General features: G+C 48.6%; 14 protein-coding genes. 2 read left to right on the top strand and 12 right to left on the bottom strand.

Features of this window, described 5'->3' with window-relative positions:
• Positions 1–3: 3 nt before the first annotated feature.
• The 10 genes from lpxA to pyrH form a co-directional block, all read right to left on the bottom strand.
• A complete protein-coding gene (lpxA, locus tag BFP76_RS09860) occupies positions 4–807 on the bottom strand; it encodes an acyl-ACP--UDP-N-acetylglucosamine O-acyltransferase (RefSeq protein WP_099593210.1) in 804 nt (267 codons plus the stop codon).
• Between the two features lie 5 nt (positions 808–812).
• The gene (fabZ, locus tag BFP76_RS09855; protein ID WP_099593208.1) at positions 813–1,289 is read right to left on the bottom strand and encodes a 3-hydroxyacyl-ACP dehydratase FabZ; all 477 of its coding nucleotides are present in this window, start codon (positions 1,287–1,289) and stop codon (positions 813–815) included.
• Between the two features lie 70 nt (positions 1,290–1,359).
• Entirely contained in the window at positions 1,360–1,908 is a 549-nt protein-coding gene (locus BFP76_RS09850) for an OmpH/Skp family outer membrane protein (RefSeq protein ID WP_099593206.1), read from the bottom strand.
• Positions 1,908–4,268, bottom strand: a complete 2,361-nt coding sequence (gene bamA, locus BFP76_RS09845; RefSeq protein WP_099593204.1) for an outer membrane protein assembly factor BamA — start codon at positions 4,266–4,268, stop codon at positions 1,908–1,910. The genes BFP76_RS09850 and bamA overlap by 1 nt, the downstream gene beginning before the upstream one ends.
• A gap of 67 nt (positions 4,269–4,335) precedes the next feature.
• Positions 4,336–5,682, bottom strand: a complete 1,347-nt coding sequence (gene rseP, locus BFP76_RS09840; RefSeq protein WP_099593202.1) for an RIP metalloprotease RseP — start codon at positions 5,680–5,682, stop codon at positions 4,336–4,338.
• Positions 5,682–6,848 (bottom strand): 1-deoxy-D-xylulose-5-phosphate reductoisomerase, encoded by a 1,167-nt coding sequence (gene dxr, locus BFP76_RS09835; protein ID WP_099593200.1) that lies wholly within the window; start codon positions 6,846–6,848, stop codon positions 5,682–5,684. The genes rseP and dxr overlap by 1 nt, the downstream gene beginning before the upstream one ends.
• Positions 6,849–6,851: 3 nt before the next feature.
• A complete protein-coding gene (locus BFP76_RS09830) occupies positions 6,852–7,628 on the bottom strand; it encodes a phosphatidate cytidylyltransferase (RefSeq protein ID WP_099593198.1) in 777 nt (258 codons plus the stop codon).
• Complete coding sequence (gene uppS / locus BFP76_RS09825; RefSeq protein WP_099593196.1) at positions 7,625–8,341, bottom strand: polyprenyl diphosphate synthase; 717 nt, start codon at positions 8,339–8,341, stop codon at positions 7,625–7,627. The genes BFP76_RS09830 and uppS overlap by 4 nt, the downstream gene beginning before the upstream one ends.
• A gap of 26 nt (positions 8,342–8,367) precedes the next feature.
• A complete protein-coding gene (gene frr / locus BFP76_RS09820) occupies positions 8,368–8,928 on the bottom strand; it encodes a ribosome recycling factor (RefSeq protein WP_420818666.1) in 561 nt (186 codons plus the stop codon).
• Positions 8,929–8,952: 24 nt separating this feature from the next.
• The gene (pyrH, locus tag BFP76_RS09815; protein WP_099593192.1) at positions 8,953–9,690 is read right to left on the bottom strand and encodes a UMP kinase; all 738 of its coding nucleotides are present in this window, start codon (positions 9,688–9,690) and stop codon (positions 8,953–8,955) included.
• Between the two features lie 128 nt (positions 9,691–9,818).
• Between pyrH and miaA the strand changes: the two genes are divergently transcribed.
• Positions 9,819–10,736, top strand: a complete 918-nt coding sequence (gene miaA, locus BFP76_RS09810) for a tRNA (adenosine(37)-N6)-dimethylallyltransferase MiaA (RefSeq protein WP_099593190.1) — start codon at positions 9,819–9,821, stop codon at positions 10,734–10,736.
• Between the two features lie 15 nt (positions 10,737–10,751).
• On the opposite strand, the gene BFP76_RS09805 is transcribed toward miaA, so the two are convergent.
• On the bottom strand, positions 10,752–12,302 hold the full coding sequence (locus tag BFP76_RS09805; RefSeq protein WP_099593188.1) for a helicase HerA-like domain-containing protein: 1,551 nt from the start codon (positions 12,300–12,302) through the stop codon (positions 10,752–10,754).
• Between the two features lie 345 nt (positions 12,303–12,647).
• Between BFP76_RS09805 and BFP76_RS09800 the strand changes: the two genes are divergently transcribed.
• Complete coding sequence (locus BFP76_RS09800; protein WP_099593186.1) at positions 12,648–13,304, top strand: invasion associated locus B family protein; 657 nt, start codon at positions 12,648–12,650, stop codon at positions 13,302–13,304.
• A 47-nt stretch (positions 13,305–13,351) separates the two neighbouring features.
• Here the strand turns inward: BFP76_RS09800 and BFP76_RS09795 are convergent, their stop codons facing one another.
• The gene (locus BFP76_RS09795; protein ID WP_099593184.1) at positions 13,352–14,560 is read right to left on the bottom strand and encodes a beta-ketoacyl-[acyl-carrier-protein] synthase family protein; all 1,209 of its coding nucleotides are present in this window, start codon (positions 14,558–14,560) and stop codon (positions 13,352–13,354) included.
• Position 14,561 lies beyond the last annotated feature (1 nt).

Raw genomic sequence — 14,561 nt, 5'->3', positions numbered from 1 at the left:
ACGCTATCCGTGGTTCACGGTAGAGATTGAGCGGCTAGATTCCGAGAGGATGAAATCAACTACCTCTTTCACCCATGGGTTATCTGTTTCGCCTTGCATCACAGCTGCGCGTTCTTTCAAGCTTCCGCCAGTTGCAAAAAGTTCTTTGAATGCAGCGCGAAGACCTGAAATTTCTGCACGGCTGACACCGCGTCGTTTCAGACCCGTTAAGTTAAGGCCGTGCAAATCCGCGCGATCACCCATAACCGTGCCAAACGGAATAACATCAGCCACCACAGCGGCCAATCCGCCAATCATGGCACCGCGCCCAACGCGACAGAATTGATGCACACCCGCAAGGGCGCCGATCACAACGTTATCCTCGATAATACAATGCCCACCAAGCGACGCATTATTCGCCAAAATCACGTTGTTGCCAACGATACAGTCATGCCCAACATGCACCGACATCATATAAAGCCCATCATCACCGACCTTGGTCAAACCACCGCCACCGGTGGTGCCAGGGTTCATTGTGACATGTTCACGAATACGATTGCGCGCACCGATTTCCAATTTTGTGCGCTCGCCACCAAATTTAAGATCCTGTGGAATATGACCGATTGATGCGAATGGGAAAATTACCGTTCCCTCGCCCACATCTGTCCAACCTTCAACAACCACATGGGATTTTAATTCGACGTCATTTGCCAATGTTACTTCTTCACCGACGACGCAAAACGGGCCAATGGTTGCGTTTGCACCAATGGTTGCGCCATCTGCGATGACCGCGCTGGGATGGATTTTTGCGCTAGGGTCAATTGCCATTTTTGTTAAGCCTCTTCCGGGGGGACCATCATGGCCTGAAATTCTGCTTCGGCCACGACTTTGCCATTCACCTTGCCTTCGCCATAAAATTTCCACAGCTTACCACGGCCGCGCACCACTTTGACATGCAATTCCAATTGATCGGGTGGTGATACAACGTGACGGAATTTGCATTTATCAATGGTCAGGAAATACACCAACATGTCATTGTCGATCATATCCAGCGTTTTCACCACCAAAACCGCCGCGGTTTGTGCCATCGCCTCGACAATCGTAACCCCAGGCATGACGGGGCGTTCAGGAAAATGGCCCTGAAAATGAGGTTCGTTCATGGTTACGTTCTTGATCCCAACGGCACTTTCGCCCAGTTTCATATCGCGCACAGCATCAATCAACAAAAATGGATAGCGGTGCGGAATCATCCGTTTGATGTCTTGAATATCCGCGTGATGCAGTTCGCCATCGGTTTGATTTTCGGCCATGAATTTGTCCCTTTTTCTTTTCTTTTTACTGCCTAACAACTCTGTCGAACCTGTTCAAGCGAGCGGTCAATTATTGTTCGAATTCTTGATTGATACGTGCGATGGCTTGATCGGTGATATCGCCATCAGGCTGTCCAATCAAAATTGCGCTGTTGTCCAAGATAAAAATGATCCCTGTGTCCACCATCAATTGTTGTAAAATTGGAGTGGCCTTGGTGTTAAATGTTTGGCGTGCGGCATCCAACGAAGCGCGAATATTGGCAAATTTTTGATCTTGTTCGGCGCGAATTTGTTTCACACGACGATCAAAATCAGCGGCCTTTTGTTTAAAAACTTCTGGCAATTCGGTTTTACGTAATTCAGCCAGTTCTTTTTCTTCGGCGGTAAGCTCTGCTTCGATTTGGCGATTTTCAAGGCTGAGTTCCCGCGAAACCGTTTCGATTTCTTGCAATGCTTGTTTTCCAAAATCGGATTCCGCAAACAAGCGTTCTTGGTCAATTGATGCGACTGTTGGTTCTTTGTACACGGGATACGTTTGAGCAGTTGCGGGAAAAACATATCCCGCAATGCCAAATTCAAGCGCTAAAATTCCAGATGCAATCAGCCGCGAAACGCCCATTAGAACCGCGTATCAACCGTAAATCGGAAGGTTTCAGTTTCATCATACGCTTGTTTTTTCAATGGTTTGGCGAAATTGAAACGCAATGGCCCAATTGCCGTATCCCAGAAAATAGAGAACCCAACCGCAGAGCGGATAATCGCACTACTATCTTCGCCATTGAGGTCTGAACCAAAGGTGTCATCAATACCCCAAACAGAGCCGATGTCATAAAACAGACCGCCATAAATGCCGTATTCTTCTGGCAAACCAATTGGGAAACTTGCCTCAAGGCGTGCAACCGCATATGTGTTGCCGCCAACAGGATCACCTGTTGATGCGTCCCGTGGGCCAATCCCATAATCTTCAAAGCCGCGCAATTGATCTCCACCCAAGAAGAAACGATTGGTGATGCGTGAACCGCGATCTATATTGTGTAAATATCCACCTTCCAGTTCAGCAGTCACAACAACATTGTCGTTGAAAAATGAGCGGAACATTTTGAAGTTTGCTGATGTTTTGGAAAAGCTAACATCGCCACCAAGCCCCGCAAATTCTTGGTCAAATGACAATGTGTAACCCGACGTAGGCGATATAATTGAATCACGTTTATCAATTTTATACCCGAACCCGATCGAGCTGGTCATAACCGCGCCATCATCGACATCCGCCAACGTGATCGCAGATGCATCCTCGTAAAGCGGCATATCATCGGTTGAATCATCGGTTTCTTGGCGTAACACTTCTGATCGTGCCAATTTATAGTAAATCGTAAACCGCCCGTCTTCGCCTGTTGGGAAAGATACGCGTGGTGAAAATTGAATGGTTTCAAAATCCACAGGTAGATAAGACGATGACGTTGTGCGCCCGCTTAAATCGAACCCAACCGCCAAATCGCGATCCAGGAATTGAGGCTCTGTAAAGGCAAGTTGGAAATCTTTGGCCTCGCCCGATGTGGAAATCCCAAAACGCACACTTTGCCCACGGCCCAAGAAATTGCGTTGTGAAATTTCAACATTACCAACCGGGCCATTGGACGAGTTATACCCAACGCCAAACCCAAGCGAACCAGTGGTTTTTTCTTTGACGTTCACATCAATGACCGCGCGCCCTGCTGCGGACCCTTCGCGGGCTTCGACGTTTACTTCTTCGAAATAATCAAGTGCGCGAACACGATCAGCAGCCTGTTGAATGGCGCGTTGATTGAATGGATCACCTTCGGCAACTTTGAATTCGCGGCGGATCACCTTGTCCAGTGTAATTGAATTGCCTTCAATATCGATACGTTCGATGAATGCGCGCTGGCCACGTTCCAAACTAATTTCAATATCAAGAGTGCGCGTATCATCATTGCGGCTAATATTAGGGCGCGCCACCAAGAATGGATAATTCAAGCGGTTCGCACGAACTTCGATATTATCAATTAGATCATTCAATTTTCGCGGATCATAGCGCCGCCCGTTTTTGATTTTTTGCAGGTTTTGAAAATCTGCGGCATCAACATCGGGTTCGTTGCTAACGATTGTTACTTCGCCATAGTTATATTGCTGTCCTTCGCGGACATTAAATGTGACACCAAAGCTGTCTTGTGAACGAGTAAGATCACTGGATGCACCCAGTACTTCGAAATCGATATACCCGTTATTTAGATAAAATTCCGTCAGCTTTTGTTTGTCAAATTCGATGCGGTCTGCAACGAATGTATCACGTTTTGAAAGTGCACGGAAAATGCCGGCGCGTTTGGATTCAATCACGCTGCGCAAACGGCGATCGGAATAGTTGCGGTTACCGACAAAGCTGACGCTTTCGATTTCTGAAATGCTTCCTTCAACCACTTGAAATACCAGATCAACGCGGTTTTGCGAACGCTTGATAACCTTGGGTGTGATTTGTGTCGCGACACGACCAGATGCTGCGTAGGCTTCTGCAATTTTTTGTGTATCGGATTCAGCGCGGGTTGGTGAATATGTTTGGCGTGAAGATGATTCAATCAAACCCAATAAAATGTCGTCTTTCAAGCGTCGGTTGCCTTCAATGCTCACCCGGTTGATGGTTGGGTTTTCAACCACATTAATCACCAGATTTGAACCTTGAACGTCGATATCGACGGCCTCAAAGAAACCCGTTTGATATAACCGCTGCACGGCAGAGTTAATTTTGGCTGGCGATGTCACAACACCCAGTTCAACCGCCGCGATGGACAAAATCGTGCTTGATGCGATGCGCGCGTTGCCGCGCACCTCTACCGATTGATATGAAATGGATTGTGCTTGTGCCACATGGGGCTGTGAAATCAGCCCAGTTGTTGCGGATAATACGCCAACAAACGTAAGTTGCGCGGCCATACGCCCAGCGGCGCTCAATCGTTTGGTACTGCTCATCGTCGTCCCCAAGTATATTTTTGAGGTAAACTACGATAATTCAGATCAAAGTTAAAGCCAGATTTTGCTATTGAAACCAGCGCACCAAATCATTGGATGTGGAATACAACATCAAGGTCAGCAACAATGACAAGCTGACCACCGTGGCATAGCGCACCACGCGTTCATTCATCGGTTTGCCAACCACCGCTTGATACGCGAATTGCACCAAATGACCACCATCCAACACAGGCAACGGCATTAGGTTTAAAAACCCAATTGCGGTGGAAATAATCCCAATCAATGCAATCAAACTGATCCAGCCCGATTTTGCTACGTCACTGGACATATGCGCAATACCCACAGGACCTTGTAGGTTCTTGGGACTAATCGCGCCCTGAAACATCAATTTTATGCCACGAATGGAGCCTGAAATCACAGACCACGTGCGTGATACGCCATTGGACAATGCCTTACCAAAACCAACGGGCACAATCGCGGGTTCAAATGCATTGCCCCCCGAAATGCCAAGCAAAATACGTGTTTCAATTTCGCCATCAGCATTTTCATAAACTTGTTCGCGTGGGCGAATGGGCACGGTCATGCGTTCGCCGTCGCGCAAAACGGTAATTGGGATTTCACCCTCGCCCACAGTTTTAACTACCTCTACCAGTTGGCGAAAAGAGTTCACCTCTTGATTTGCCAAAGACACGATAAAATCGCCGGCACGCAAATCCGAACTTGATGCTGCGGAAACAGGCATGATTGCCGCGGCATATGCGGGTGCTGGAAACGGCCCCGTAACATCTATGATGTCATTGTCCCGTTCCACGGTGTAAATCGTGTTTTTATTAGCCTCTGCATTGGCGGCCCATTCTGCCATTTCCAAAAAGCTGTTCATTTCAACGCCGTCCACCGCGATGATTTTATCGCCCTCGCGGATTTCGTATTGGGTACCTTTGGGCGCGATTACCTTACCCAGAGTCATATCATCCACAGCCTGACCAGAATAAAGCCCAAGCCCCGTGAAAATCACAATTGAGAGGATAAAGTTGAAAACTGGCCCAGCCATAACCGTCAGTGCACGTTTATAAAGTGGAGCGGTTGGAAAGCTTCGCGCCGCGTCTTCGGGTGATAAATTGGCCAAGTTTTCCTTGCCCTGCGTGCTCGCCGCATCCAAATCGCCGCGAAATTTCACATATCCGCCCAACGGGATTGCAGCCACCTGCCATTTCGTGCCGCGTTTGTCGTAACGTGAATAAATCACCTTGCCAAAACCAATGGAAAACACATCTGCATCAATGCCACACCAGCGCCCAACGATGTAATGGCCGTATTCGTGAATGGACACGACCGTGCCAAGCACGATCACCATCGCCACAACAACCAACAAACCATTGCCAAAAACGGGAATAGATTCAATCATTTCAAACATCAGGCAACATCCTCGGTTAAGCAATTTTGCACAAATTCGCGCGTGGTTTCATCGGCAAACTGAATATTCGCAAGCGACATTTCTCGCGACCAGTCAGACAACATGTAATGATCCAACGCCCGTTCAACAAGCGTAGCCATATCCAGAAAACCAATTCTTTGTGCCAAAAATAAGTCCAACGCCTGTTCCTTGGCCGCATTAAACACAGCACCAGATAATCCGCCCATGTCAATCGCGCGTCGCGCCAAGGATACAGCAGGAAACCGTTTATCATCCAATTCACTAAAATCTAGTGAAACCAGATCTTTGGCTGACAAGCGTGGTTGATCCAAAACTGCGCGTTCTGGCCAGTTCAGCGCATATCCAATCGCACCCGCCATATTCGCCGGGCCCAATTGTGCGATCATATTCCCATCGTTAAATCCAACGATGGAATGAACGATGGATTGTGGATGCACCAAGACCTCTATCTGATCATTGGACAGATCAAATAATTCTTTTGCTTCAATAACTTCCATCGCTTTGTTAAACATCGATGCGCTGTCAATTGATATGCGCTGTCCCATCGACCAGTTGGGATGTGCTGCGGCTTGTGATGCATCCACATCGCGCATCTCTTTCAGAGTGTATTTGCGAAACGGGCCGCCCGATGCGGTGATTATCACGCGTTCAACAGTGTTCAAATTTTCGCCATTTAAACATTGCAAAATTGCGGAATGTTCGCTGTCCACGGGCAACAGGTTGGTGGCGTGTTCATCACAGGTTTTGCGTAACAATGGGCCACCGCAGACAAGGCTTTCTTTGTTAGCTAGCGCCAATGTTTTGCAATGTTGCGCTGCTATCAGGCTGATTTCAAACCCGGCAAATCCAACCACGGCGGACATGACCCAATCCACATCAATGCGTGCAGCTTGCAATATTGCATCCCTGCCCGCCTGAACCGAAATATCCAAGCCGGACAATAATTGTTGCAATTGGGCATGCTTGGATTCATCGGCGATCACAACTGTTTTTGGTTTGAACTGTTGTGCCTGTTTGGCCAGCAAGGCAACGTTGCCGTTACCTGTCAGAACCTTGATTTCAATATCATCTGCTTGTTGTGAAATCACATCAAGCGTGGTTTGCCCGATTGATCCGGTGGCGCCAAAAATTGAAACGCTTCGCATGGGTTATCCCCAGTTTCCTGTGGCAAGCAATACCAAGCCCGTCAAAACCGCAGCACCCATAAACCCGTCAAATCGATCCAGCAAACCGCCATGACCGGGGATCAAATTAGAGCTATCTTTGATTTCGGCGCAACGTTTCATCCAAGATTCCGCCAAATCACCAGCCTGTGCCGCCATGGCAAGGATCACGCCAAACAGGATGTATTTTACGCCAAACTGTGCGAACAGGACAAATAACAGCCCAACAATCGCCGCCAAAACCCATCCACCAATTGTACCAGACCAAGTTTTTTTCGGGCTGACCGCTGGCCAAAATTTTGGCCCGCCAATTATGCGCCCTGCAAAATACCCGCCAATATCAGATGCAATCACACAACCCGCCAGAAACAATAGGTTCGTCATCGATCCTTGGCGCAATTGCACCAATGCCGCACATGCGATCAGGATAAACACCAATGCAACGCCTGTTGTCAGACGAGATTTGGAAACACCAAGCGACAATAACGCCACCAAAACCAATGCAGCAAAGGCAAAAATTACACTTGGCGCCAACACATTCAGACCCAGTGCAAATGCAAAAACGACTGCTCCAACAATGGTGTACATTGTCGATGCGCCGTGCATGCGCAATGTTTCCCATGCCATCAATCCACCGATTAAAATCCCAAGCGCCTGAAACCACATCCCGCCTTGCACAATTGCAAAACCACCAATCACGGTCATCACAACGGCAGAGGCCAGACGAGTTCCAAGATCAGAAAATTGCGCGGGATTGTTCATTTCGTGCCAACCGCACCAAAGCGACGGTCACGATTGCGAAATTCAGCCAAAGTTTGTGCCAGTAATTCAACCGTAAAATCTGGCCATGCAGATTCTTCGAATACATATTCCGCATAAACCGATTGCCAAGGCAGAAAGTTTGATGTGCGAAATTCACCTGATGTGCGCAACACCAAATCAGGATCACAAATTTCGGCAGTATCCATTTGTGCAGAAATCAAATCTTCGGTGATGTCATGCGGTTCAATCTGTCCCGCGGCAACCATTCCCGCAACCTTTTGCGATGCGCGAACAATTTCATCGCGGCCACCGTAATTTATCGCAACGGTCATATGCAGACGGGAATTTTCGGCGGTTTGCGCCTCTAGCCCTGCCATCAAATCTTGTAGTCGGCTATCAAGCTCGCCACGGCGCCCGATGAAACGCACACGCACGCCCTCTTTGAACAGGCGAGCCGCTTCTGAACGGATGTAACGGCGAAACAGCGCCATCAGTCCATTCACTTCTTTTTCTGATCGTTTCCAATTTTCGGTGGAAAATGCAAAAAGTGTTAGATGGCTGACACCTAAATCGGGACAAGCTTCGACCACTTCGCGAACACGTTCAACACCACGTTTATGTCCCTTTAACCGCTCGAATCCCCGTGCGGTCGCCCAGCGACCGTTGCCATCCATGATGATGGCCAAATGCAAGTTTTCTGATACTTCGGACATTCTGCGTGTTACAAATTCACAGGGTTCTATACCTGCATAATTTCCTGTTGTTTGTGTTCGATTGCGTCGTCAACCTTTTTGATCGCGGCATCTGTCAGCGATTGAATTTCATCGGACCAGAATTTCTGATCATCTTCGCTCATGCCGTCTGCTTTGCCTTTTTTCACCTGATCCATGCCGTCTTTGCGCACATTGCGCACGGCGACTTTGGCGTTTTCACCGTATTGACCCGCAACTTTGGCAAGTTCCGCACGGCGTTCCTCGTTTAATTCAGGGATTGGCAGGCGTAAAACCATACCATCAACGACGGGGTTAATCCCGATGCCCGAATTACGAATGGCTTTTTCAACGGCGCCAACCAGGCCTTTGTCCCAAACAGTCACCGTGATCATGCGCGGTTCTGGAACATTCACCGTGCCACATTGGTTTAACGGCATGTTTGATCCATACGCATCAACCAAAACAGGATCCAAGATCGACGCAGACGCGCGCCCAGTACGCAAACTGGCAAATTCGTTTTTCAACGCAACCATTGCACCTTCCATGCGGCGCTCCAGATCGGCGGTGTCAATTTCAATATCAGCCATAATCAGATTCCTTGTTCGATATTCTTAACCGTTTTCCACGACGGTATATGTGCCCTCGCCGCGCAGAATGCCAGTCATACCACCCTTTTGCTCTAACGAGAACACCACAATAGGCAGATTATTGTCACGCGCCAATGCAATTGCGGATGCATCCATAACTTTCAGGTTCTTTTGCAACACTTCGTCATATGTCACGCGATCATAGCGAACGGCGTCTGGGTTGGTCTTTGGATCTTTGTCGTAAATCCCATCAACCTGTGTGCCTTTGAAAATGCCCTCACAGGACATTTCAGTTGCACGCAATGTCGCGGCGGTATCTGTGGTGAAATATGGGTTCCCTGTTCCCGCCGCAAAAATGCAAATACGTTTCTTTTCCAAATGACGCACGGCGCGACGGCGGATGTATGGCTCGCAAACTTGATCCATTGGAATGGCGGAAATCACGCGTGTATGTACACCTAACGCCTCCAAGGCGCCCTGCATGGCCAGCGCGTTCATAACGGTCGCTAACATCCCCATATAATCGGCGGTTGTGCGCTCCATCCCCTGTGCAGACCCTGAAAGCCCGCGAAAAATATTGCCACCACCAATCACAACGCAAAGCTCGATTCCCTCGTCATGGACGGATTTTAGCTCTTTTGCGATACGTTCAACGGTTGGGGGATGCAGACCAAATGCTTGGTCGCCCATCAGGGCCTCTCCGGAGATTTTCAGCAGAACACGTTTAAATTTTGGCGTTGAATCGCCCGTTTCATTCGACATCTGCGTCTCCTTCGTTATCTTTGCGCAAAATGTCTGAAATTCCAGTTTCTTGCAATGGCAAATGTGATTGAAATTTAATAGACAGTGATCTTCGGCACCTTCTTGCCCGCTCGCCAAGGAAACCAAATATGCTATCGCGTGTTTTGCAAAATGATTTACCCGTGTTGATCGCAGGCCCAACCGCAAGCGGGAAATCCGCGCTAGGCATTGAAATTGCACGGGAATTTCAAGGGTGCATCATTAATGCCGATGCATTACAAGTTTATGCAGATTGGCAAATCCTCACCGCACGCCCGATAGGCGATGAATTGGCCGCCTGTCCCCATTTTATGTATGGGCATGTCGGCTTAGCACAAGACTATTCCGTGGGGCATTGGCTTCGCGAGGTGAGCGATCAAATTGCACATGCCAGATCCAATGGATTACGCCCGATCATTCTGGGCGGTACAGGATTGTATTTTATGGCCCTGACCATGGGGTTGACCAATATCCCCGATATTCCCGCAGAAATCCGCACCGAGGCAAACGCATTGGGCGCAAAATATGGGTTGGGGATTTTTGCGGATCAGCTACGTGAAGGTGACCCACTAACATATTCAAAAATAGACATTTTAAATCCTGCGCGCACCCAACGCGCATGGGAGGTATTACGCGCAACAGGCAAAGGTTTGGCACAATGGCAGGATGAAACACCGCCACCATTGCTCCCCCTTGATCAAACGGTCCCACTCAACCTTGTCAGTGATAAAGAATGGCTGAATGATCGAATTGATCGGCGTTTTGATATGATGGTGGATATGGGTGCGTTGGATGAATGTCGCGCTGTAATGAACAATGGCTGGGATGAAACATTGCCATCTTGCCAAGCAATTGGTGCAAAAGAATTGATCGCGCATATCAATGGCGACATGGATTTAGACGCGGCAATTGAATTGGCAAAGGTGCAAACCCGCCAATACGCCAAACGTCAGCGCACTTGGTTTCGATCAAAGATGAAAAATTGGCAACAAGTTCGACGGGTTGATGGCAAATGGGAAATCAGTTGATCTCCCACTCTTCCTTTATCTGCCTTTGAACAGGCCACCCAAAATACCACGGATCATTTTTTGCCCAGATTGCGTACCCAATTGTTTAATCATGGTTTTTGCCAAGGTTGTTCCAAGACTGTCTGATCGTGATGAACGTGTGGATCGCGTTGTTTTCTTGGTTGTATAACCGTCAAATTTACGCGCGAGCTTTAGCTCTTTTTCTTTGGCCTCTAAACGCTCTTCTTCTGCTTCGGCCTTGGCGGCTGCTTCTGCTGCCTCTGCGGATCGTTTAGAGAGGATTTCAAACGCAGATTCACGATCAAGCGCCGCTTCGTACAACCCCGCCACGGGCGATTGCGCGATAACGGCGGCACGTTCATCAGATGTTATCGGGCCAAGTTGCGAACTGGGCGGGCGGATCAATGTGCGTTGGACGATGGATGGCATTCCCTTTTTTTCCAATGTGGAAACCAAAGCCTCGCCAACACCCACCTCTTTGATCGCATCGGCTGTATCAAAATCGGGATTGGTGCGGAATGTATCCGCCGCCATGCGCAATGCTTTTTGATCCTTGGGCGTGAATGCGCGCAATGCGTGTTGCACGCGGTTACCAAGCTGTCCCAAAATATCCTCTGGTATATCGGCTGGGTTTTGCGACACGAAATAAACACCGACACCTTTGGATCGGATCAACCGCGCAACCTGTTCGACCTTGTTCAACAATGCCTTTGGCGCATCGTCGAATAACAAATGCGCCTCGTCAAAGAAAAACACCAGTTTGGGTTTATCTGGATCACCAACCTCTGGCAGGGTTTCAAATAATTCGGACAACATCCAGAGCAAGAAAGTCGCATAAAGACGCGGCGATTGCATCAATTTATCCGCCGCCAGAATATTAATACGCCCCTGCCCACCTGGCGTGGTTTGCATCAAATCCTCTAGGTTTAACGCAGGTTCGCCAAAAAACTGTGTCGCGCCTTGGTTTTCCAAAACCAGCAAACGGCGCTGAATTGCGCCAATGGATGCAGTGGAAACAGAACCATAGCGCAAAGCGATCTCGCTAGAATTTTCGCCAAGCCAAACCAACATTGCTTGCAAATCTTTTAGATCCAGCAACAACATGTCCTGTTCATCGGCCACGCGAAACGCGATATTCATCACGCCCTCTTGCGCCTCTGTCAGTTCCATCAGACGGGATAACAACAATGGCCCCATCTCGGAAACCGTGGTGCGCACAGGATGCCCCTGTTCGCCAAACATATCCCAGAATGTTACGGGAAAATCGGAATAATCATAATCGTCAAATTTAATCGTGGCGGCGCGTTTCATGAATGCATCATGCAACTTCGCCTCTGGCGAGCCTGATTTTGCAAGACCAGATAAATCACCCTTCACATCGGATAAGAACACGGGCACGCCTTGGCTGGAAAAACTTTCAGCCAAAATTTGTAAGGTCACGGTTTTACCTGTGCCTGTTGCGCCTGCAATCATACCGTGACGATTGGCGTATTTCAAAATCAGGTTTTGCGGTTCGCCATATTCGGCACCACCACCACCAATAAAAATGCGATCTGACTGCGACATATTCATCCCCTTGTGTTCGTAACGTGAACATAGGCATGTTGCGTGTCCAACGCTAGGTTTCAATCACAAAAAACGTATATTTTTGGGCGGTTTAACGTAAGATTTGTTGACGAAATCGTTTGAATGGCGTATGCATTAGCCAATGTTCGGCCAGTCCGACAGGGGAGAAAGCTTAAAAAGCTAGAAAAGGTACGCCAACGGGCGTACCTTTTTTGTTTACCCCAACAAATTCAGCATAATCTTGCCCGTTTGGCGATCAAATTTGCCTGATGGAAATTTTACCTGACAAGCCCATCAAATAACGTTAAAAACCAGCGAAATTAAATAGAGCAGCGAGAATTACAAATGAAACTGACTGTATGTTCAATCACTTTGGCATTGGGTATGACTGCATCGTCTTTGGCGATGGCGCAATCGGATGAAACCGAAACGCCCACAACCGAAACACCTGCCACAGAGGCGCCAGCCACACCAACAGAAGCACCTGCCGAATCTGAGGCAGCGCCAGCGCAAAACGAAACATTCCCTGTTGCATCCGATGATGATGGCGAAGTGCAACTGGGCCAGGAATTCATTCGCGAAACCCATGGCGATTGGCAAGTGCGCTGTATCAAAGGTGACGAAGCGGACGCATGTAGCCTGTACCAACTGTTGAAAGACAGCGATGGCAATAGCGTTGCGGAATTCAACGTTGTTGCATTGCCAAAAGGCAGCCAAGCCGTTGCCGGCGTCACATTCATCACACCACTTGGCACCTTGTTGCCATCAGGTGCGAAAATGCGCATCGATTCTGGCAAGGTTCGCAATTATGAATATAGCTGGTGTGAAAAATCTGGCTGTATTTCACGCTTTGGCCTGCCCAACAGCGAATTGGATGCTTTGAAAAAAGGTGCCAATGCCGTGATGACAATCACATCTGTTGGCGCACCGGATAAACCAATTCCATTGGCTGTATCTTTGACAGGTATCACCGCCGCATGGGATGCAATCGCACCAAAATAAGTTTTATTAAAACCGCATTTTTAAAGCCCGCGCAAATTGTGCGGGCTTTATATTTTGCGCAATGCGATTACCGCGTTCAACCCGCCAAATGCAAATGCATTGCTTATCGCAACATCAACTGATTTTTGTCGCGCCTCATTGGCCACAAAATCCAGATCGCATTCTGGATCTGCCTCGGCCAGGTTAATCGTTGGGGCGATAACACCATCTTTGATCGCGGCAATACAGGCCAACATTTCAACCGCGCCAGTGCCACCAATAAGATGCCCATGCATGGATTTAGTTGATGACACCATCACATCATATGCATGATCGCCCAACGCATCTTTGATCGCGGCGCATTCGGTTTTATCATTCGCCGCCGTGCCAGTGCCATGGGCGTTGATATAACCAATATCGGTGGGGTTTAACCCCGCACTGTTTAACGCACCTTGAATAGCACGCCGCGCACCACCCACGCTTGGCATGACGATATCGCTTGCGTCCGAGCTCATGGCGAACCCAGCAACTTCGGCCAGTATTTCTGCACCGCGTGCACGGGCATGTTCGTATTCCTCGAATACAAATACGGCAGCACCTTCGCCCTGCACCATGCCATCACGGCTTGCGCAGAATGGGCGGCATCCGGTGTTTGACATCACGCGCAACCCTTCCCACGCCTTGATCCCGCCAAAGCATAACATGCTTTCGCTACCACCTGTGATCATTGCCTTGGCCGCGCCCGATTGCACCATTTGAAATGCCTGACCCATCGCATGATTTGATGATGCACAGGCTGTTGAAACCGTAAAACACGGCCCCTTTAACCCATGCGTCATGGAAACATGAGATACGGCGGAATTATTCATTAAACGTGGCACCACAAACGGGTGCACGCGGTTTTTACCATCTTCGTAAACGGAACGATAATTTTCATCTTGCGTTTGAAGACCGCCACCCGCAGTTCCCAAAATCACGCCTGAAAATTCGGCCAATTCACCATCAAAAACCAAACCAGATTGTGAAATGGCTTGTTCCGCTGCGATCAACGCAAATTGTGTGAATGGGTCATAGAAATTAAGCTGTTGGCGGCTGAACCGTTCGCTGGCATCAAAGTTTTTAATCTGACCGCCGATTTTAATCGACAATCGATCTGCATTTGGAAATTCTAACGCACCGATGCCGCATTGTGCATTTGCCATCGCGTCGATTGTTTGTGCAACGTCCGCACCCAAGGCATTGATCGTTCCCTGCCCCGTAATGACAACTCGTTTCATA

Source organism: Paramylibacter kogurei, assembly GCF_002742285.1.
Classification (GTDB): domain Bacteria; phylum Pseudomonadota; class Alphaproteobacteria; order Rhodobacterales; family Rhodobacteraceae; genus Amylibacter; species Amylibacter kogurei.
Note: the sequence above shows the minus strand (reverse complement) of the source record. Positions and strands in the feature narration are given on the sequence as shown.

What these genes read in the sequence shown, in the direction of transcription:
- fabZ (WP_099593208.1), bottom strand. Translation starts at nt 1,289, where the DNA reads ATGGCCGAAAATCAAACCGATGGCGAACTGCATCACGCGGATATTCAA.
- BFP76_RS09830 (WP_099593198.1), bottom strand. Translation starts at nt 7,628, where the DNA reads ATGAACAATCCCGCGCAATTTTCTGATCTTGGAACTCGTCTGGCCTCT.
- BFP76_RS09850 (WP_099593206.1), bottom strand. Translation starts at nt 1,908, where the DNA reads ATGGGCGTTTCGCGGCTGATTGCATCTGGAATTTTAGCGCTTGAATTT.
- lpxA (WP_099593210.1), bottom strand. Translation starts at nt 807, where the DNA reads ATGGCAATTGACCCTAGCGCAAAAATCCATCCCAGCGCGGTCATCGCA.
- miaA (WP_099593190.1), top strand. Translation starts at nt 9,819, where the DNA reads ATGCTATCGCGTGTTTTGCAAAATGATTTACCCGTGTTGATCGCAGGC.
- bamA (WP_099593204.1), bottom strand. Translation starts at nt 4,268, where the DNA reads ATGAGCAGTACCAAACGATTGAGCGCCGCTGGGCGTATGGCCGCGCAA.
- BFP76_RS09795 (WP_099593184.1), bottom strand. Translation starts at nt 14,560, where the DNA reads ATGAAACGAGTTGTCATTACGGGGCAGGGAACGATCAATGCCTTGGGT.
- pyrH (WP_099593192.1), bottom strand. Translation starts at nt 9,690, where the DNA reads ATGTCGAATGAAACGGGCGATTCAACGCCAAAATTTAAACGTGTTCTG.
- BFP76_RS09800 (WP_099593186.1), top strand. Translation starts at nt 12,648, where the DNA reads ATGAAACTGACTGTATGTTCAATCACTTTGGCATTGGGTATGACTGCA.
- rseP (WP_099593202.1), bottom strand. Translation starts at nt 5,682, where the DNA reads ATGTTTGAAATGATTGAATCTATTCCCGTTTTTGGCAATGGTTTGTTG.
- frr (WP_420818666.1), bottom strand. Translation starts at nt 8,928, where the DNA reads ATGGCTGATATTGAAATTGACACCGCCGATCTGGAGCGCCGCATGGAA.
- BFP76_RS09805 (WP_099593188.1), bottom strand. Translation starts at nt 12,302, where the DNA reads ATGTCGCAGTCAGATCGCATTTTTATTGGTGGTGGTGGTGCCGAATAT.
- uppS (WP_099593196.1), bottom strand. Translation starts at nt 8,341, where the DNA reads ATGTCCGAAGTATCAGAAAACTTGCATTTGGCCATCATCATGGATGGC.
- dxr (WP_099593200.1), bottom strand. Translation starts at nt 6,848, where the DNA reads ATGCGAAGCGTTTCAATTTTTGGCGCCACCGGATCAATCGGGCAAACC.